The 19,763-nt window shown below is 74.4% G+C and carries 15 protein-coding genes; 6 read left to right on the top strand and 9 right to left on the bottom strand.

The window, feature by feature from the left end; all coding sequences use genetic code 11:
* Positions 1–46: 46 nt before the first annotated feature.
* From FH969_RS00435 to FH969_RS00445, 3 genes are all read left to right on the top strand, one after another.
* A complete protein-coding gene (locus FH969_RS00435; RefSeq protein ID WP_108719664.1) occupies positions 47–733 on the top strand; it encodes an amino acid ABC transporter permease in 687 nt (228 codons plus the stop codon).
* Positions 730–1,608 (top strand): amino acid ABC transporter permease, encoded by an 879-nt coding sequence (locus tag FH969_RS00440; RefSeq protein WP_139985354.1) that lies wholly within the window; start codon positions 730–732, stop codon positions 1,606–1,608. The genes FH969_RS00435 and FH969_RS00440 overlap by 4 nt, the downstream gene beginning before the upstream one ends.
* A 308-nt stretch (positions 1,609–1,916) precedes the next feature.
* A complete protein-coding gene (locus FH969_RS00445; protein WP_139985356.1) occupies positions 1,917–2,252 on the top strand; it encodes a hypothetical protein in 336 nt (111 codons plus the stop codon).
* An 82-nt stretch (positions 2,253–2,334) separates the two neighbouring features.
* Here FH969_RS00445 and FH969_RS00450 read toward each other — a convergent pair whose 3' ends face one another.
* The 3 genes from FH969_RS00450 to FH969_RS00460 form a co-directional block, all read right to left on the bottom strand.
* Entirely contained in the window at positions 2,335–3,057 is a 723-nt protein-coding gene (locus FH969_RS00450; RefSeq protein ID WP_139985358.1) for a regulatory protein RecX, read from the bottom strand.
* Positions 3,038–4,105: a recombinase RecA gene (recA, locus tag FH969_RS00455; protein WP_108719660.1), complete on the bottom strand. Its 1,068-nt coding sequence runs from the start codon at positions 4,103–4,105 to the stop codon at positions 3,038–3,040. The genes FH969_RS00450 and recA overlap by 20 nt, the downstream gene beginning before the upstream one ends.
* A gap of 238 nt (positions 4,106–4,343) precedes the next feature.
* Complete coding sequence (locus tag FH969_RS00460) at positions 4,344–4,583, bottom strand: DUF3046 domain-containing protein (protein ID WP_108719659.1); 240 nt, start codon at positions 4,581–4,583, stop codon at positions 4,344–4,346.
* Between the two features lie 54 nt (positions 4,584–4,637).
* Between FH969_RS00460 and FH969_RS00465 the strand changes: the two genes are divergently transcribed.
* Together FH969_RS00465 and FH969_RS00470 are read left to right on the top strand one after the other, a co-directional pair.
* On the top strand, positions 4,638–9,755 hold the full coding sequence (locus FH969_RS00465; RefSeq protein WP_180359604.1) for an Lhr family ATP-dependent helicase: 5,118 nt from the start codon (positions 4,638–4,640) through the stop codon (positions 9,753–9,755).
* Positions 9,742–10,530 carry a DNA-formamidopyrimidine glycosylase family protein gene (locus tag FH969_RS00470; protein WP_139985359.1) on the top strand — a complete coding sequence of 263 codons (789 nt, stop codon included), beginning with the start codon at positions 9,742–9,744 and terminating at the stop codon, positions 10,528–10,530. Before FH969_RS00465 ends, FH969_RS00470 begins: the two co-directional genes overlap by 14 nt.
* A 96-nt stretch (positions 10,531–10,626) precedes the next feature.
* On the opposite strand, the gene FH969_RS00475 is transcribed toward FH969_RS00470, so the two are convergent.
* Complete coding sequence (locus FH969_RS00475; protein ID WP_108719656.1) at positions 10,627–10,941, bottom strand: helix-turn-helix domain-containing protein; 315 nt, start codon at positions 10,939–10,941, stop codon at positions 10,627–10,629.
* A gap of 370 nt (positions 10,942–11,311) precedes the next feature.
* Here FH969_RS00475 and FH969_RS00480 point away from each other — a divergent pair, with 370 nt between their 5' ends.
* Positions 11,312–12,646 (top strand): CapA family protein, encoded by a 1,335-nt coding sequence (locus FH969_RS00480; protein WP_246071614.1) that lies wholly within the window; start codon positions 11,312–11,314, stop codon positions 12,644–12,646.
* A 13-nt stretch (positions 12,647–12,659) separates the two neighbouring features.
* Here FH969_RS00480 and FH969_RS00485 read toward each other — a convergent pair whose 3' ends face one another.
* The 5 genes from FH969_RS00485 to dapA all read right to left on the bottom strand — a co-directional run bounded on the left by FH969_RS00485 (position 12,660) and on the right by dapA (position 19,704).
* Complete coding sequence (locus tag FH969_RS00485) at positions 12,660–13,223, bottom strand: CinA family protein (protein WP_246071615.1); 564 nt, start codon at positions 13,221–13,223, stop codon at positions 12,660–12,662.
* Positions 13,220–13,807: a CDP-diacylglycerol--glycerol-3-phosphate 3-phosphatidyltransferase gene (gene pgsA / locus FH969_RS00490; protein ID WP_234417549.1), complete on the bottom strand. Its 588-nt coding sequence runs from the start codon at positions 13,805–13,807 to the stop codon at positions 13,220–13,222. The genes FH969_RS00485 and pgsA overlap by 4 nt, the downstream gene beginning before the upstream one ends.
* Positions 13,808–13,872: 65 nt before the next feature.
* Positions 13,873–16,893, bottom strand: coding sequence for an FtsK/SpoIIIE family DNA translocase (locus FH969_RS00495; protein ID WP_139985361.1), 3,021 nt, complete (start codon positions 16,891–16,893; stop codon positions 13,873–13,875).
* Positions 16,894–17,050: 157 nt separating this feature from the next.
* Positions 17,051–18,736 carry a ribonuclease J gene (locus tag FH969_RS00500; RefSeq protein ID WP_139985363.1) on the bottom strand — a complete coding sequence of 562 codons (1,686 nt, stop codon included), beginning with the start codon at positions 18,734–18,736 and terminating at the stop codon, positions 17,051–17,053.
* A gap of 59 nt (positions 18,737–18,795) precedes the next feature.
* Entirely contained in the window at positions 18,796–19,704 is a 909-nt protein-coding gene (dapA, locus tag FH969_RS00505) for a 4-hydroxy-tetrahydrodipicolinate synthase (protein ID WP_108719652.1), read from the bottom strand.
* Positions 19,705–19,763: the final 59 nt, after the last annotated feature.

Below are 19,763 nucleotides of genomic sequence, written 5' to 3' on the forward strand. Positions count from 1 at the left end.
CGGCAGCGCGCCCCGGCCCCGGACCCCCGCCTGACCAGGAGGGCACGTGAGCCTGTTCGAGCAGATCGGCTTCCTCTTCACGAGCTACGACATCCCCGCCGCGTTCTGGGTGAACATCCAGCTCTCGTTCTGGGCCGCCATCGGCGCGCTCGTGATCGGGACCGTGCTCGGGCTCATGCGCGTCTCCCCCGTGCCCTCGCTGCGCTGGCTGGGCACGAGCTACGTCACACTGCTGCGCAACACCCCGCTCACGGTGATCATGCTGTTCCTCGTGCTCGGCGTCTGGGGTCAGCTCAAGATCGAGCTCGCGCCGGACTTCAACACGAACTTCTTCCTGTTCGCGATCGTGGGCCTGGCGATCTACCACGCGGCCTTCGTCTGTGAGGCCGTGCGGTCCGGCATCAACACCGTGCCCCTCGGCCAGGCGGAGGCTGCGCGGGCGATCGGCCTGTCGTTCCTGCCCGCGGCGCGACTGGTGCTGCTTCCCCAGGCCGTCCGCGGCGCCGTCGCCCCGCTGGGAAACGTCCTCATCGCCCTGATCAAGAACTCGACCGTCGCCGCCGCGGCGAGCGTGGCCACGGAGACCTCCTCGGTGATGAAGACGATGATCGAGTTCAACGGCAACATGACGGTGCTGATCTTCATGATCTTCGCCCTCGGCTACGTCATCCTCGTGGTCCCGATCGGCCTGCTCACCACCTGGGGCTCGCGTCGGCTGGCGGTGTCCCGATGAGCGGCGCGGTCCTCTTCGACACCCCGGGTCCCCGCGCCCGGCGCAACACCCTCGTCGCGAACGCCGTCGGCGGCGTCGTGCTGGTCGGCATCGTCGTCCTCGTGCTGTGGAAGCTCGGGCAGGAGGGCCAGCTCGAGGCCAGCCGCTGGACGTCGCTGCTCACCTCCGCCGCGTGGGTCAACTACTTCCTCCCCGGACTGCAGAACACGGTCGTCGCGGCGCTGTACGCCGTCGTGCTGTCCATGGCGTTCGGCCTGTTCTTCGGCCTGGGCCGGCTCGCCCCCTACGCGTGGGTGCGGTGGGTCGCGGGCACCGTCGTGGAGTTCTTCCGCGCGGTCCCGGTGCTGCTCATGATGATCGCGCTGTGGCTCGGCCTGGGCTTCGCCAAGGTCGTGCCCGCCCCGCAGATCCCGCTCGTCGCCGTCGTCGTCGCGCTCACGCTCTACAACGGCTCGGTGATCGCCGAGCTCGTGCGCTCGGGCGTGCACGGCCTGCCGAAGGGTCAGCGGGAGGCCGCGGCCGCGATCGGTATGACCCACACCCAGTCGCTGCGCCTCGTGGAGTTGCCGCAGGCCCTCATCGCGATGCTGCCGTCGCTGGTCTCCCAGTTCGTCATCATCCTCAAGGACTCCGCGCTGGGGTACATCGTCACGTTCAACGAGCTGCTGCAGCTGTCCCGCCAGTTCGGCGCCGCGAACGGCAACATGCTGCAGTCGCTCGCGCTGTGCGCGGCGATCTTCATCACCATCAACTGGCTGCTGACCCGGTTCGCGGACTGGGTCGCCACGCGGCTCTCCCACCGCACGTCCGGCCGCACGACGCCGCACGTGGCCCCGCCGCCCGGCGCCGAGCGCGAGGAGCAGGTCGCGGCCTGAGCGGGCCGGCGGTCCGGCTGGCCCATCGGTTGCGCCGCGCGGCTCGCCGTGCAGCCCCGCCATCGTGTGCGCGCCTGTGCCCCCCGCGCGGAAGTCCCGTCGCCCGAACTCGTTCTCACAGGTCTCGACTCTGCCCGAAAGGCGCTGGAACGGACCGGGTGGGGCTCCTACTCTCGGTCTGCCTCACCTTCGCCTCCCTGTCACGGAAGAGTCTGCTCATGGTGACGACCACCTGGCTCTCACGCCGGCCGCGATCCGCTCGGTCCGCCCGCACCGCCGCGCGGACCTCCGTCGCCGCAGCCTGTGCCGTGCTGATCCTGGCGGGCTGCAGCTCGCCGTCGGGCTCGGACACCGAACCCACCGCGACCGCGGCCGCGCCGACCTCCGCCGCGTCGGGCTCGGGTGAGGCGGACTGCTCGGCCGAGTCGATCGCCTCGGCGCTTCCGGAGGGTTCGGAGGTGGTGAAGTTCGACTGCGCCGACGTCAGCGGCACCGAGTGGGCCGCGGCGAGCGTCAACCCCGGGCCGACCGTGTTCTTCCTGCAGTGGGAGAGCGACGGCTGGAAGGCGGAGACCTCCGACGAGGTCTGCGGCACCGCGTCCGCCGGCCTGCCCGAGGTGCTCCTGTCCTACTGCCCGAGCTAGCTCCGTGGGGTCGGTGGCTCGATCCCGGGGATGCCGGTAGCGGCGCGAGCGGTCCGGCGACCTCCGCGCCGAGGATCTCGCGTCAGCGCGACTCGTCGACCTCGTCCGGCCAGGCGTCGTCGGCTCGCTCGAGGTCGACGGCGAGCGCGGGCTCGCCCGCCGCCTGCTCGTCGAGCACCTCGGCCACGATGCGCAGCGCGGCCCCGGGCGGGTGCCCCTTGCGCGCCAGCACGCCCACCAGGCGACGCATCCGGGTCTCTCGCGGCAGGTGTGCGGTGGCCCGTGCCCGGCGTCGCACGAGGTCTCGCGCCACGGCGTCCTCGTCCTCCCGATCGACGGCGGCGAGGGCGACCTCCGCCGTCTCCCGGTCGATGCCCTTACGGGCGAGCTCCTGCGCGAGCGCGCGCCGGGCAAGGCCACGCTCGGTGTGCCGGGTCCGCACGAGGATCGCGGCGTACTCGGCGTCGTCGATCAGGCCGACCTCCTCGAACCGGTCGAGCACCCGCTCGGCGACGCCCTCCGGGACGTCCTTGCGCGCCATCGCCTCGGCGAGCTGCGCCCGGGACCGGGGCGAGGTGGTCAGCAGCCGCAGGGCGATCGACCGGGCGACCTGCTCCTGGTCCGGCTCGTGGTCCTCGGCCGCCGCACCGACGGCCGGCGGCTCGGTGGCTCGGCGGGAGGTGCCGCGGCCACCGTGCCCGCCCCGGCCGCCACGCCCCGTGGCGGCCGCGGGGCGGTCGGCTGTTCGGGCGGGTGTGCCGGGAGCACCCGGCCCACCCGTGGGCTCAGAAGTCGACGGGTGCACCGTCGAGCTCGGAGGCGTCGTCGGGCACGGCCACGCCGATCCCCAGCTTGGTCTTGATCTTCTGCTCGATCTCGTTCGCGAGCTCGGGGTTGTCGATGAGGAACTTGCGGGCGTTCTCCTTGCCCTGACCCAGCTGGTCGCCCTCGTACGTGTACCAGGCGCCGGACTTGCGCACGATGCCCTCGTCCACGCCCATGTCGATGATGCCGCCCTCACGGGAGATGCCGCGCCCGTAGAGGATGTCGAACTCGGCCTGCTTGAAGGGCGGGGCCATCTTGTTCTTCACGACCTTGACCCGCGTGCGGTTGCCGACCGGCTCGCTGCCCTCCTTGAGGGTCTCGATCCGGCGGACGTCCAGGCGCACGGAGGCGTAGAACTTCAGCGCCTTGCCGCCCGTGGTGGTCTCGGGCGAGCCGAAGAACACGCCGATCTTCTCGCGGAGCTGGTTGATGAAGATCGCCGTGGTGCCCGAGGAGGACAGCGCACCGGTGAGCTTGCGCAGCGCCTGCGACATGAGGCGCGCCTGCAGGCCGACGTGGCTGTCCCCCATCTCGCCCTCGATCTCGGCCTTCGGCACGAGGGCCGCGACCGAGTCGATGACGATGACGTCGAGGGCACCCGAGCGGATGAGGGAGTCGGCGATCTCGAGCGCCTGCTCGCCCGTGTCCGGCTGGGACACGTACAGCGAGTCGGTGTCGACGCCGAGCTTCTTCGCGTACTCGGGGTCCAGCGCGTGCTCGGCATCGATGAACGCCGCGATGCCGCCGAGTCGCTGGGCGTTGGCGACGGCGTGCAGCGCCACCGTGGTCTTTCCCGAGCTCTCCGGGCCGTAGATCTCGATGATCCGGCCACGCGGCAGTCCGCCGATGCCGAGCGCGACGTCCAGCGCGATGGAGCTCGTCGGGATGACGGCGACGGGCGGGCGCGTGTCGTCACCCAGCTGCATCACCGACCCCTTGCCGAACTGGCGCTCGATCTGGCCGAGCGCGGCCTCGAGGGCCTTGAGCTTGTCGGGGGCACCCGACCGGTTACCGGGCTGAGCGGGCATGGTCACTCCTTCGCTGACGCCCCGGCGGGGCGGGTGGACAGGTCTGGCCTCGGCCAGCTCCTCCCTCACCGGGAGGACCTGCGGGTGACGCTATGCCCGGCCACTGACATCGCCCACCGGAGCTCCCGGACCTGGGGAGAGGGCGCCCCGGTGGTCACCCGGGGACAACTCTAGGTCGTACGCGTGTTCGACGCTCGCACGACGCGCCGACGGCGTGTCGCCCGTGGGGAACGCACCCTCAGCCGCGCGGGGGCCGGCGGCGCGCGGGGCGACCGCGGTGCAGCCACCGCACCGACTCGGGCTGGCCGGTGGCGTCGCAGAGCGCCTCCCAGACCACCCGCGGCTGCTCGCCGTCGGCCAGCGCCTGCTCGGCGGTGCGGCCGCCGAGCTGGGTCATCACGAGGTCCGCGGCGATGCTCCGCGCATAGGCCGCCCCGAAGACGTCGTCCATCACGGACCAGAACTCGGAGTGGCGCACCCTCCGACGCTACCCGCCGCACCGGATGTCGGTGGCGGGCAGCACAATGACCGGGTGCCCGACGTCGACCCCCTCGCGAGCTTCCAGGACGCCACGCGCGCCTGGTTCACCGAGGCGTTCGAGGCGCCCACGGCCGCGCAGGCCGGCGCCTGGGCCGCGATCGAGGCGGGCGACCACGCGCTCGTCGTCGCGCCCACGGGGAGCGGCAAGACCCTCTCGGCCTTCCTGTGGTCGCTCGACCGCCTCCTGCACGCCGAGCCGGTGGCGCCCGAGCGGCGTTGCCGGATCCTCTACGTCTCCCCGCTCAAGGCCCTGGCGGCGGACGTCGAGCGCAACCTGCGCTCGCCCCTCGTCGGCATCGCCCGCACCGCCGCACGCCTGGGCCGCACGGCACCGGACGTCCGCGTCGGCGTGCGCACCGGCGACACGCCGGCCGCCGAACGCCGCCGCCTGGCCGGCACGCCGCCGGACATCCTCATCACCACACCCGAGTCCCTCTTCCTCGTGCTCACGTCGGCGGCGCGCGCCGGGCTGGCCGGCGTGGAGACGGTGATCCTCGACGAGGTGCACGTCATGGCCGGCAGCAAGCGCGGCGCGCACCTCGCCGTGAGCCTCGAGCGGCTCGACGCGATGCTGGCCCGACCCGCGCAGCGCATCGGGCTGTCCGCCACCGTCCGGCCCGTCGAGACGGTGATGGGTTTTCTCGCCGGCACGCGTGCGATCGCCGACGGCGGGCGCCCGGTCACGCTCGTGCAGCCGCCCGCCACGAAGCAGCTCCAGATCGAGGTCCGCGTGCCCGTGCCGGACCTCACCGATCTCGCACCCCCGCTGGCCGCGGCGGCGCCCGCACCGGCCCGCACGCGCGCCGCCGATCAGGTCGACGACAACCCGGTCGACGACGATCCGGAGAGCAGGCCGGGACGGTCCGGCGAACCCGACCTCTCGGGCGACGCGTCCGGCGCGGTGCCCGACGCCGAGCGCACCCCCTCGATCTGGCCGCACGTCACGCGCGAGCTCACCGACCTCATCGCCGCCCACCGCACGACGCTCGTGTTCACGAACTCCCGCCGCACGGCCGAACGCCTCACGGCTCGGCTCAACGAGGAGTGGGAGCGGCGCCTCGCCGAGCGCGACGGCGAGACCGTCCCCCCGCGCGGCGCCCCCGGCGAGGTGTGGCCCGCCCAGGCCCAGGCGCAGTCCGGTGCCTCGCTCGGCGCGCCCGGCGTCATCGCCCGTGCCCACCACGGCTCGATGAGCCGCGAGGCGAGGACCCAGGTGGAGGACGACCTCAAGGCGGGTCGGCTGCCCGCCGTCGTCGCGACGTCGTCGCTCGAGCTGGGCATCGACATGGGCACGATCGACGTGGTCGTGCAGATCGGTTCGCCCCCGTCGGTCGCGGGCGCGCTGCAGCGGATCGGGCGCGCCGGCCACCAGGTCGGCGCCGTCTCCCGCGGCGTCGTCGTGCCTACGCACCGGGGCGACCTGCTGCCCGCCGTCGTGACCACGCAGCGGGCCCGCGAGGGGCGGATCGAGCAGGTCCACCCGCCCGCGAACCCCCTCGACGTGCTGGCCCAGCAGATCGTGGCGATGCTCGCCGTCGAGGACTGGACCGTGACCGACCTGGCGGCGCTGCTGCGCCGCGCGTCGCCGTTCGCCACGCTCGGCGAGGCGTCGCTCGTCTCGGTCCTGGACATGCTGGCCGGCCGGTACCCGAGCGAGGACTTCGCGTCGCTGCGCGCCCGGATCGTGTGGGACCGCGAGGCGGGCACGCTCTCGGGTCGCCCGGGCGCGCTCCGGCTCGCCGCGACGTCAGGCGGCACGATCCCGGACCGCGGCCTGTTCGGGGTCTACCTCGTGGGTGAGGACGGCGTCGCGGACCAGGTCGCGGCCCGCGGCGGGCGCCGCGTCGGCGAGCTGGACGAGGAGATGGTGTTCGAGTCGCGCGTGGGCGACACGTTCACGCTCGGCACGTCGACGTGGCGGATCGAGCAGATCACCCCCGATCGTGTGCTCGTCTCCCCCGCGCCCGGGATGCCCGGTCGACTGCCGTTCTGGAAGGGCGACCAACCCGGTCGGCCGGCGGAGCTCGGCGTCGCGCTCGGCTCGCTCGTCCACGAGATCACCACGGCGCACGGCACCGACGTCCGTGCCCTCGCCCGCACGCTCGCCTCGCTCGACCTGCCCGACTGGACGCGGGACAACCTCGCCGCCTACCTCGCCGAGCAGTCCGCCGCGACCGGCTACCTGCCCACCGACGCGACGCTGGTCGTCGAGCGGTTCCGCGACGACATCGGGGACTGGCGGCTCGTCCTGCACTCCCCCTACGGCTCGCGCGTGCACGCGCCCTGGGCGCTCGTCATCGCCGACCGGCTCCGGGAGCGGCTCGGCATCGACGTGGGCGTCATGCACGCCGACGACGGCATCGTCCTGCGCGTGCCGGACATGACCGGCGACCCGATGGCGATCTGGGACCCCCCTACCGCACCGGCGCCGCCTGCGCCGGGCGCACCCGAGTCGTCGGCCCCGGCCGGCGGCGCCGCCCCCGGCGCCACGGAGCTCACCGACTTCGGCGCGTTCCCGGAGCACGACGGCGAGCGCCCCTCGCGCGCGGACGGCGGGGTCAGCCTCGCGGACCTCCTCATCGAGCCCGACGACGTGCGACGCAGCGTCGTGGACGCCGTCGGCTCGTCCGCGCACTTCGCGGCGCGGTTCCGGGAGGCCGCCGCACGGTCGCTGCTGCTGCCGCGACGCCGGCCGGACGGCCGCCAGCCGCTGTGGCAGCAGCGTCAGCGCGCCAGCCAGCTGCTCGCCGTCGCGGCGCGCTACCCCGACTTCCCGGTGGTGCTCGAGGCGGTCCGGGAGTGCCTCCAGGACGACTTCGACACGGCCGCGCTGTCCGACCTCATGCGCCGGATCGGGACGCGCGAGGTGCGGATCGTCGAGGTGACCACCGCGAGCCCGTCGCCGTTCGCGCGGTCGCTGCTGTTCTCCTACGTCGGCACGTTCCTCTACGACGGCGACGCCCCCCTCGCCGAGCGACGCGCGGCCGCGCTCACCCTCGATCCCGAACTGCTCGCGGAGCTGCTCGGCGAGGGCATGAGCGACCTGGCGGACCTGCTCGACCCCGCCGCCGTGCTCGCGGTCGAGGACGAGGTGGGGCTGCGCACCGAGCGCTACGCCGCGCGCGACGCCGAACGGCTCGTGGACGTGCTCGCGCGGCTCGGACCGCTCGACCTCGCAGGGCTGCAGAACCGCGCGGCGGAACCGGACGCCGTCGCCGACTGGCTCACCGAGCTCGAGGCGGCCCGCCGCGTCCTGCGGGTGCGGGTCGCAGGCCGCGAGCAGTGGGCCGTGGTCGAGGACGCCGCCCGGCTGCGCGACGCGCTCGGTGTGGCGCTCCCGGTCGGCCTGCCGGAGGCGTTCCTCGCCCCCGTGCCGGACCCGCTCGGTGACCTGGTGCGACGTCACGCGCGCAGCCACGGGCCGTTCGAGGTCGCCGACCTCGCCGCGCGGTTCGGGCTCGCGCCCGGCACGCTCACGCCGACGCTCACGCTGCTCGAGCGGGCGGGCACGCTCGTCACGGGTCGCCTGCGGCCCGTGGGCGCGGTGCGGACGCGGCCGGCCGCCGATGTCGGCACTGCCGGTGCCGGTGCCGGTGACGCCGAGACTGCCGAGAGCACGACGAGCAGCTCGCCGACCGCCTCGGCGCCGGACGCACCGGCCCTCGACGCCACCCTGCCCGACGGCGCGTTCACGGACGACGCCCGCTCGGGCGCGCTGGAGTACTGCGACGCGGACATCCTGCGCCGGATGCGGCGCCGCTCGCTCGCCGCGGCACGCGCCGACGTCGAGGCGGTGCCCGCGCGTGCCCTCGGCGTGTTCGCGCCGCGGTGGCACCAGCTCGGCCAGCTGCGCGGCGCCGACGGGCTGCTCACCGCGATCGACCAGCTCGCGGGCGCGCGGCTCGACGTCGCCGACCTGGAGACGTCGATCCTGCCCGCGCGCGTCGTGGACTACACGCCGGCGCTGCTCGACGAGCTGACGAGCGCGGGCGAGGTGGTCTGGGTCGGCGCGGGACGGTCGGCCTCCGGCGGCAGCGTCGTGCTGCTGCCCGCCGATGCCGTCTCGACGCTCGCCCCCGAGCCGCTCGAACCCGCGCACCGGCTCACGCCCGCGGTGCTGGAGGCGCTTGCCGACGGCGGACGCTTCTTCCGTGACGTCGTCGCCGCGGTGCGCGGCGCGGCCGAGGCGGACGGGGAGGACGCCCCGAGCCCGGCCGACGTCGAGGAGGCGCTGTGGGACGCGGTCTGGTCCGGGCTCGTCACCAACGACACGATCGGCGCGCTCCGGGCGCGGGGGGCGCCGTCGGGCACCGGCTCCCGGCCCAGCGCCCGGCCGCGCCGACCGAGCCGGCGCGCCCTGCTCTCCCCCGCGCTCGGCGCGTCGCAGGCGCGGGTCGCGACGCCGCCCACCGCCGCCGGGCGGTGGAGCCTCGTCGAGCCGCGCCACCCCGACCCGACCGTGCGCCGCGCCGCGCTCGTCGCCAGCATGCTCGAGCGACACGGCGTGCTCCTGCGCGGGGTCGCGTCCGCCGAGGACGTCTCGGGCGGCTTCGCCGCGCTCTACCCGGTGCTCGCGCGCCTGGAGGAGACGGGCGCCGTGCGGCGCGGCTACCTCGTGGAGGGCCAGGGCGCCGCGCAGTTCGCGCTGCCCGAGTGCGTGGACCGGCTGCGCGCCGACGCGCAGCTCACACCCGGCGCCGTCGTGATCGCCGCCACCGACCCGGCCAACCCCTACGGCGCGCTGCTGCCCTGGCCCGCGGCGGTGGGCGAGGAGAGTGCGGGTCGGCCGCGGCGCGTCGCGGGCGCCGACGTCGTGCTCGTGGACGGCGAGCTCGCCCTCTTCCTCGAGCGCGGCGGGGGCAGCGTCGTGGGCCTGACCGCCGACGGCGACACGCTGGGTCGCGCGGCCGGAGCCCTGGCCGAGGCCGCCCCCACCCGGTACGCGGGCCTCACGCTGCGCCGGGTCGACGGCGAGAACGCGCTGTCCTCGACGTCGGCCACGCGTACCGCGCTCGTCGAGGCGGGGTTCGTCCCGACGCCGCGCGGGCTGCGCCTGCGCGCCCCCGGCCCGCGCACCCCGAGCCCGCGGACGTTCCGTGCCCGAGGGTGACGTCCTGCTGCGCGCGGCGCGCCGGCTGACCGCCGCGCTCGCCGACGAGCCCCTCGTGCGCGGCGAGCTGCGCTGGCCCGCCTACGGCGGCCTCGACCTCGCCGGCCTGCGCAGCCTCGGCACGGTGAGCTACGGCAAGCACCTGCTCACGCGGTTCGACGACGGCTCCACGCTGCACACGCACCTGCGGATGGACGGCACGTGGCGCGTCGAGCACGCGCCCGGCCTGCGTTCGCGGGACCGGGACCCGAACGTCCGCGCCGTGCTGGCGACCACGCGCTGGACGTGCCGGGGCTACCTGCTGGGGATGGTCGACGTGGTGCGCACGCGCGACGAGCGCGACCTCATCGGTCACCTCGGCCCGCACCTGCTCGCGGACGACGCCGAGGAGCACGTCCCTGCCGCTGCGGCAGTCCTCGTCACGCGCGCCCCCGCGACGGTCGGAGCGGCGCTGCTGGACCAGACGGTCGCCGCCGGGATCGGCACGATCTGGATGGCCGAGACCCTGTTCCGGCACCGGATCAACCCGTGGCGCCCCGTCACCGACCTCACAGTGGACGAGGCGACGGCGCTGCTCACGACCGCCAGCCGCCTCATGCTCACGTCGGCCAACTCCCCGGCGGCGCCGGGTACGCGCGGGTCGGTGCCGATCGCGGCGCACGGTCGCGAGGGTCGGCCCTGCCCCCGGTGCGGCACGCCCATCGCGGTCGGTCGCGTGGGCACGCCGCCGCAGGATCGACCCGCCTTCTACTGCCCCGCCTGCCAGCCGCGCTGACGCGGCCCGAGATCACAGACCCAGCGCAAAGACGCGGAGACGACGAACGGGCCGCCCCCGAAGGAGCGGCCCGTTCGTGCAGGCGGAGCGGAGCGGTCAGGCGACCCCGGCGAGCGGCGAGCGGCGGCGGACCGAGGCCTCGAGCTCGACCGGGACGGTGTCCGGGATGCCGGCGCCCTCGGCGACGGCGATGCGGTCGCTGACCTCGCGCAGGAGGGACCAGAGCGGCACGTCGAGGGCGTCGCAGACCGAGCTGAGGAGCTCGGAGGACGCCTCCTTCTGGCCACGCTCGATCTCGGAGAGGTAGCCGAGGGAGACTCGGGCCTGGGCCGACACCTCGCGGAGGGTCTTGCCCTGAGCCAGGCGCACGTCGCGGAGGACGTCACCGAGCTCGCGTCGCAGGAGCACCATGGCTCGTCCCTCCTTCCCGACCGCAGACACCGGCCGTGTCGTTGCCTTAGCCCTACCGTCACCGTACCCCGGTTGTGTGACACGGATGCGTCGAGGATGTGTCGTTGTCCGAACAGCGGTCAGATCGCGGACCGGGCGCGCCGCCGGGCGGCGGAAGGAGTCGTTCATCACCGGGTGCAACGCCGACGGGTGGCTGCGTGTTCCCGCGGCCACCGCGGCGGGGTGAGCGCCCGAGCGCGGGACGCGCGCCGCTGCGCGTGGGACGATTGCGGCGCAGGGCGCAGCGCCCGGTGCGACGGCCCCCGGGGCGCCGGCCGCAACCCGGTTCGCCGGCCGCCCGCCTCGTGCTCGTTCCGCCAAGGAGACCCCTGTGTCACGCCGATCCACGCACGTCTGGGTGCTCGGACTGCTCGTCCTCCTCGTCGCCGCCCTCGCGACCGCGTCGGCGCTGGCCGGCGGCCTGCACTCCTCGCCCGGAGGCGCCGCCCCCGTCGACCCGGACACGTCGGCGTCCACCCCGTCCGCCGACGCCGCAGCGTCCGCCGGAGCCGGCGCGGCGACGCCGACGAGCGCGGCACCCGAGACACCGTCGCCCGCGCCGACGCCGACGACCGAGGACGCCACGTTCACGATCGTCGCGGCGGGCGACGTCCTGCCCCACACGACGGTGCTGAAGAACGCCGAGGACGGCAGCGGCGGCTGGGACTTCACACCGCTGTGGGACGCCGTGACCCCCTGGATCTCCGCGGCGGACCTGGCGATCTGTCACCTCGAGGTGCCGGTCGTCGCGCCGGGCACCCAGCCGATCGGGTACCCGGTGTTCGGAGCCCCGACAACGATCGCCCGTGACCTGCAGGAGGCGGGCTGGGACGGCTGCTCCACCGCGTCCAACCACGCCGTCGACCAGGGCTGGCCCGGCATCGTGGCGACGCTGGACGCCCTGGACGCCGCGGGCCTCGGTCACGCCGGCACCGCCCGGACCGCCGAGGAGGCGACGCAGCCGCAGCTGTACCGGCTCAGCCGCGGCGGTCGCGACATCACGGTCGCGCACCTCGCCGCCACCTACGGCACGAACGGGCTGCCGATCCCCGCGCAGGAGCCGTGGAGCGTGCAGCTCATCGACCCGAGCCGGCTGATCGCGCAGGCGCAGGCCGCTCGAGCGGCCGGCGCGGACCTGGTGATCGCCTCGATCCACTGGGGCGTCGAGTACCAGGACGCGCCGAACGCCGACCAGACGACGCTCGCGCAGCAGCTCGCCGACTCGGGGGCGGTCGACCTCGTCATCGGGAACCACCCGCACGTCCCGCAGCCCGTCGCGCTGCTCGACGGCGGTCCGTCCGGCGAGGGCATGTGGGTCGCCTACTCGCTCGGCAACTTCATCTCCAACCAGGACTCGAAGTGCTGCCGCGCCCAGACGGCGACCGGCGCGCTGGTCTCGGTCTCGGTGTCGAGCACCGACGCGGACCCTGCGCGCGTCACCGGCCTGGAGTGGTCGGGCGTCACCGTGGACCGGCTCGGCGCGCAGCGCGTGTACCCGCTCCCGGACCTGATCGCCGGGCGACTGGACGCGCCGGCTCTCACGCTGTCGCCGACCGAGATCGCCACGCGCGAGCAGCTGCTCACCGACGTGATGGCACCCGCTCCCGAACGGACCGCGCCTCCGGTGCCGACCGGGGACCCCGCCGTCGTCGTCCCACGGAGCTGACCGCAGCGCGATATCAGCCGCCGAGCACGCCGTCGGCGAGGGCGACCGCGAGGCTCGCCGCGCTCGCCCTCAGCGCGGGGCGCAGGCCGGCGAGCCGCCAGGTCCGGGTCGCCTCGCCGTCGGGCCACACGACGGCGAGCACCACCGTGCCGGTCGGCACGCCGTCGGCGGGACCCGGCCCCGCCACACCGGTCGTCGCGATGCCGACGTCCGCGTGCAGCAGCGCGCACGCCCCCCGCGCCATCGCGCGCGCTACGTGCCCCGTCACGACCCCGTCGCGTGCGACGAGGTCACCGGGCACGCCGAGCACGCCGACCTTGACGTCGGCCGCGTAGGCGGTGACGCCGCCCCGGAGCACCGCGCTGGCGCCCGGAACGCGCACGAGCGCATCGGTGACGAGTCCGGCCGTCAGCGACTCCGCGACCGCCACGGTCCACGAGCGTCGGCGCAGCGCCGCGACCACGCGCACCGCGGCCGGCGACGCCGCGAGGGCGCTCGCACCGGACCCGGAACCGGCGCGCGAGGCCATCAGCGCGGACGAGTCCGCGCCGGGCGCCGATCGCCCGGCGTCGCTCACGAGGCCGCCGGCTGCCGCGCGAGGCGCCAGCCCCGAACGCAGTAGTCCACGCCCGTGACCACCGTGACGGCGAGCGCGGCGTAGAGCACGACGAGCGCGACGGCGTGCGGCGCCACCGCAGCGGTGAACGCTGCCCAGGGCACCACGAGCAGCACGATGGCCAGCATCTGCAGCACCGTCTTCACCTTGCCGCCCATCGAGGCGGGCATGATCGAGCGGCGCACGAGCGCCGCGCGCAGCGCCGTGATCCCGAGCTCGCGGACCGCGATCAGGATCGTCACCCACCACGGCACCTCGCCGAGCACCGACAGCGCGACGAACGCCCCGAGCGTGAGCGCCTTGTCCGCGATCGGGTCCATGAGGATGCCGAACGGCGTCACGATGTCGCGCGCCCGCGCGATGTGCCCGTCGAGCTGGTCGGTCACCGACGCCGCGACGAAGACCACCACGGCCCACCACCGGCTCGCCGTCGTGTCCTGGAGCAGCAGCACGAGGAACACGGGGACCAACGCGATCCGCACCATCGTGAGCGCGTTGGGCAGGTTCCACACCCCCCACGCGCGGGGGGTCCGCTGTTCCGCCACGCTGCTCACCCTAGGCCTTGCTCACAGGTGCCCCACCCGGGCCGGCACGCGCCCGACGGCGAGGCTCACCGTCCCGTGAGGCTCCAGGCGTCCTCGGTGTCGGAGTCGTCGCCGTAGTCCACGGCCGTCGGGTAGGAGTCGAGGTCGTCCCCGACGAGGTCGACGCCGCCGCCCCCGCCGCCCCCTGCGCCCACCGGCGCGTCCTCGCCGCGCAGCAGCGCGAGCGTGCCCGGCAGCTCCTCCGGCGTCACGAGGACGTCGCGCGCCTTGGACCCCTCGGACGGGCCGACGATCTCGCGTGACTCCAGGAGGTCCATGAGCCGCCCGGCCTTCGCGAACCCGACGCGCAGTTTGCGCTGCAGCATCGACGTCGAGCCGAACTGGGTGGTCACCACGAGCTCAGCGGCCTGGAGCAGCAGGTCCAGGTCGTCGCCGATGTCCTCGTCGACTTGCTTCTTCGCGACCGTGACGGCCACGTCCTCGCGGTAGGTCGGCTGCAGCTGGCTCTTCACGTGCTCGACGACGAGATGCACCTCGGCCTCGGACACCCACGCACCCTGCACGCGCATCGGCTTGGCCGCGCCCATGGGCAGGAACAGCGCGTCGCCCTGACCGATGAGCTTCTCGGCGCCCGGCTGGTCCAGCACCACGCGGCTGTCCGCGAGCGAGGAGGTCGCGAAGGCGAGCCGGCTCGGCACGTTGGCCTTGATGAGGCCGGTGACGACGTCGACCGAGGGCCGCTGGGTCGCGAGCACGAGGTGGATGCCCGCGGCGCGCGCGAGCTGGGTGATGCGCTGGATCGAGGCCTCGACGTCGCGCGGGGCCACCATCATGAGGTCGGCGAGCTCGTCGACCACCACGAGGAGGTAGGGGTAGGGCACGAGGACGCGCTCGCTGCCCGGCGGGGGCTGCACGCGACCGGCACGGACCGCCTTGTTGAAGTCGTCGATGTGCTTGAAGCCGAAGTTCGCGAGGTCGTCGTAGCGCGCGTCCATCTCGCGCACCACCCAGTCCAGCGCCTCGGCGGCCTTCTTCGGGTTCGTGATGATCGGCGTGATGAGGTGGGGGATCCCCTCGTACATCGTCAGCTCGACCCGCTTGGGGTCGACGAGGATCATCCGCACCTCCTCCGGGGTGGCGCGCATCATGATCGAGACGATCATCGAGTTCACGAAGCTCGACTTGCCGGCTCCCGTGGCACCCGCGACGAGGAGGTGCGGCATCTTGGCGAGGTTCGCCGTGACGTACCCACCTTCGACGTCCTTGCCCACACCCATCACCATCGGGTGCTCGTCGCGGCGCGCGACGGCGGAGCGCAGCACGTCGCCCAGCACCACGATCTCGCGGTCGGTGTTGGGGATCTCGATGCCGATCGCGGACTTGCCCGGGATCGGGGACAGGATGCGCACGTCCGCGCTCGCGACGGCGTACGCGATGTTCTTGCTCAGCGCGGTCACGCGCTCGACCTTCGTACCCGAGCCCAGCTCGACCTCGTAGCGGGTGACGGTCGGCCCGCGGGTGAACCCGGTGACGGTCGCGTCGACGTCGAACTGCTCGAGCACGTCGGTGAGCGAGTCGACCACGCGGTCGTTCGCGGCGCTGCGGGTCTTGTGCGGAGCGCCCTCGACGAGCACGTCGGAGGCGGGCAGCGTGTACGTGAGGCCGGGATCCAGCGCGAGCTGCTCGGCGCGGGGCGGCAGCTGCTGCGTCGGCGGGGCGAGCAGCTCGAGCGGCTCGGTGATCGGCTCGCTCTCGTCCACGCCCGCCACCGCCGACGTCGCCGAGCCCGCCACCGAGCCCGCCACCGAGCCCGCCGCCGGGGCCGGGCGCGGGGGCCGCACCGGCTGCACCGGGCGGGCGCCGTCGCTCGAGAGCGCCGACGGCGCGATGTGGTCGGCGTCGGTCGACGCGTCGTCCGCGAGCGCAGCGTCCGCGCCGCCCGCCAGCGCGTCGGCCGACAGGACGCGCGTGCGCCGGGCGCCCTTGCGGCGGCGGGGCGCGTCGACCGGCTCGGTCTCGATCCGGTCCTCGCGCTCCTCCGGGTGGTCGTACGGCACGGCACGACCCCCGAAGCCGCCGACGCCATCGGCGTCGAGGTCGTCGGGATCGTGCGCGTCCTCGCCCCCGAGGCCGTGCCGCAGCCGCCGACGGCGAGGCATCGCCGGGCGGTCGGGGTCGCCGTCGTCGTGGGCGTCGTCGTCGTGGTGCCCACGACCCACCAGCGCGCGCACTCGGTCGGGGATGGCGCTCACGGGCGTGGCGGTGAGGACGAGGATGCCGAAGAAGGCGACGAGCAGCAGGAGCGGTACGGCGACGACCACCGAGACCGCGGCGCTCAGCGGGTTGGCCGCCGCCCAGCCGACGATGCCGCCGGCGTCCCGCAAGCCCGCCCAGCCGTCGTGGTAGTCCGGCAGGCCGGCCTGCGCCGCCAGCAGCCCGCACACCGCAACAGTGAGGATCGCCAGGGCGATCGTGATCCGGCCGTTGGCCGGGCCGAGGTCGGGGTGGCGCATGAGCCGGACGGCGAGCGCGGCGAGCACGACGGGCAGCACGACGGCGAGCCGACCTACCGTGCCCGCGGCGGCGGCGTGCACGAGGTCCATGCCCACGCCCTCGACCGGGAACCACTCGCTCGCGGCGACCACGATCGCGAGGCCGAGGAGGAACAGCGCGAGGCCGTCGCGGCGCAGCGCGGGGTCGATGTCGCGGGCGCCCGTGCCGACCGAGCGTGCCGTGCCGGCGACGCCACGGGCGACGCCCATCCACGCACCGCGGACCATGCGCACGGGGACCGGCGGCGTGGCGGGCGTGCTGCCCGCACCGCCCCGTCCCCGGCCCGGGGACGTCTTGCCCGAGGTGGACCTGCTGCCCGACGTGGTCGCGGTGGCCCTGCTGCTCGTGGCCTTGCTCGCGCTGGTCTTGCTCGCGCCGGTCTTGCCGGACGCCTTGCCGGCGGCGGACCGGCTCGCGGACGACGTGCTCGGCGCGGCGGTGGCGCGCGACGTGCTGGCAGTCCGGGCCGCACCGGCCTGTCGGGCGCGGGCGGCCGAGGCCGTCCGTCCCGGGGACGGTCGCGGGTCAGCCATGGTGGTCCTCCTTGCAGCAGCACGTCGCAAGGCAGCGGTCATGGCGGCACACCTCGCTCGTCCACTCAACCACGCCCGCCGGAGGCAACCTTGGAGCGACACTCGACGGTTGGTCCGTGGCCCCCGTCACGCAGACGGGCCCGGCCGGTCGACCCGACTACGCCTCGACGACCACTGGGATGATCATCGGGCGGCGCTTGAGCCGCGTGCCGGCCCAGCGACCGACGACGCGCCGCATCACCTGCTGGAGCTGGTGCGTGTCCACCGCGCCCTCGCGCGTCGCGTCGTTGAGCGCCTGGCGCACCTGCGGCACGATCTCCTCGAGCACGGCGGCCGACTCCGCGAGGCCGCGGGTGTGGACCTGCGGCCCGGCCACCACGCTGCCGTCCTCGGCCGAGATGACGACGAACACGGAGATGAAGCCCTCCTCCGCGAGGATGCGCCGGTCCTTGAGGTCGGCCTCGCCGATCTCGCCCACCGACGAACCGTCGACGTACACGTACCCGCACGGCACGGCGCCCACGATGCGCGCCTTGCCGTCGATGAGGTCGACGACGACGCCGTCCTCGGCGAGCACGACCCGCTCGGGCGGCACGCCGGTCCGCACGGCGAGCGCGCCGTTGGCCACGAGGTGGCGGATCTCCCCGTGCACGGGCATGACGTTGCGCGGACGCAGGATGTTGTAGCAGTAGAGCAGCTCGCCGGCGCTGGCGTGGCCGGACACGTGCACGCGGGCGTTGCCCTGGTGCACGACCTTCGCGCCGAGCCGGGTGAGGCCGTTGATGACACGGTAGACGGAGTTCTCGTTGCCCGGGATGAGGGACGAGGCGAACACGACGGTGTCCCCCGGTCCGACCGAGACGCGGTGGTCGTGGTTCGCGATCCTCGACAGGGCGGCCATCGGCTCCCCCTGCGAGCCCGTGCACATGAGCACGATCTCGTCCGGCGGGTAGTCGTCGATCCGCTTGACGTCGACGAGCACGTCGCCCGGCAGCGTGAGGTACCCCAGGTCGACGGCGATCGTCATGTTCCGCACCATCGACCGGCCGACCAGGGCGACCTTGCGGTCGTTCGCCCACGCGGCGTCGATCACCTGCTGCACCCGGTGGACGTGCGAGGAGAAGCTCGCGACGACGATCTTGCCGGGCGCGGCCGCGAAGACCCGGTCGAGCACGGGACCGATCTCGGCCTCCGCCGTCGTGAAGCCCGGCACCTCCGCGTTGGTGGAGTCCGGCAGGAACAGGTCGACGCCGCGCTCCCCCAGCCGCGCGAAGGCGCGCAGGTCGGTGATGCGCCCGTCCAGCGGGAGCTGGTCCATCTTGAAGTCGCCGGTGTGCAGCAACGTGCCCGCGCCGGTGGTGACGGCGACGGCGAGCGCGTCCGGGATCGAGTGGTTGACGGCCACGAACTCGAGCACGAACGGACCCACGGTGAGCTCGTCGCCCTCCTTGACCTCCCGCAGCACCGGGGAGATCCGGTGCTCCTTGAGCTTCGCGGCGACGAACGCCAGCGTGAGGCGCGAGCCGATGAGCGGGATGTCGCCCCGCAGCCGCAGGAGATAGGGCACGGCGCCGATGTGGTCCTCGTGGCCGTGCGTGAGGACCACCGCCTCGATGTCCTGCAGACGGCCGGCGATGGCGGAGAAGTCCGGGAGGATCAGGTCCACGCCGGGCTGGTGGTCCTCGGGGAACAGCACGCCGCAGTCGATGACGAGCAGGCGGCCGTCGAACTCCAGCACGGTCATGTTGCGGCCGACCTCGCCGAGGCCGCCGAGCGGGATCACGCGGAGCGCCCCGGCGGGGAGCGGGCCGGGCAGGTCGAGCTCGGGATGGGGGTGGGACATCAGGTTCCTTCCGTCGGTGAGTCCGCACCCGCGGGACGCGGACGCGGACTGCCCGCGGCTCAGGCCGCGAGGATGCCGGCGGCGCGCAGCGCGTCGGCGAGGTCTGCGAGCTCGGTCTCGTCCGCCTCCACGAGGGGCGAGCGGACCGAGCGGTGCGGGATGGCGCCGAGCAGCTCGAGCGCGGCCTTGGCGTACACCGCGCCCTGCCCGGTGCCCAGGAGTGCCTCGCACACGGGGGCGAGCTCGACCGAGAGGTCCTGGGCGCGGGGCAGGTCGCCCGCGCTGATGCTCGCGACCATCTCGGCGCAGGCGCCGGCGACGACGTGCCCGGCGACGCTCACGACGCCCACGGCGCCGTGTGTCAGCCAGGCGAGGTTGAGCGCGTCGTCGCCGGAGTAGAACGCCAGGCCGGTGCGCCGCATGCGGGTGAACCCGGCCGGAACGTTCCCGGTGGCGTCCTTGACCGCGAGGACGCGGTCGTGCTCGGCGAGCCGGTCGAGCACGCCGTCGCCGATCGCGACGCCCGTGCGGCCGGGGATGTCGTAGAGCATGACGGGCAGGTCGACCGCGTCGGTGATGCTGCGGATGTGCCGGTAGACGCCCTCCTGCGAGGGCCGGTTGTAGTACGGCGACACCACGAGCAGGCCGTGCGCCCCGGTCCGCTCGGCGCTGCGAGCGATCCGGACGGCGTGCTGGGTGTCGTTGGAGCCCGCTCCGGCGACGATCCGCGCACGGTCGCCCACGGCGTCCACGACGGCACGCACGAGGGCGTCCTTCTCCGGCTGGTGGGTGGTGGGCGACTCCCCGGTGGTGCCGTTCAGCACGAGGCCGTTCGCGCCGTCGTCGACGAGACGCTCGGCCAGGGAGCACGCGGCGTCGATGTCGACGCGACCGTCGGGGTCCATCGGGGTGACCATCGCCACGAGCACGGATCCGAACGTCGCCAGTGCCTCGGCGTTGCGCGTCATGGCACCGAACCTACCGCGCCACCCCTGCTCGCGGCGCATCGGGGACGCGGCACGAGACG

Origin of the sequence: Miniimonas arenae (assembly GCF_006351005.1) — a bacterium.
GTDB lineage: Bacteria > Actinomycetota > Actinomycetes > Actinomycetales > Beutenbergiaceae > Miniimonas > Miniimonas arenae.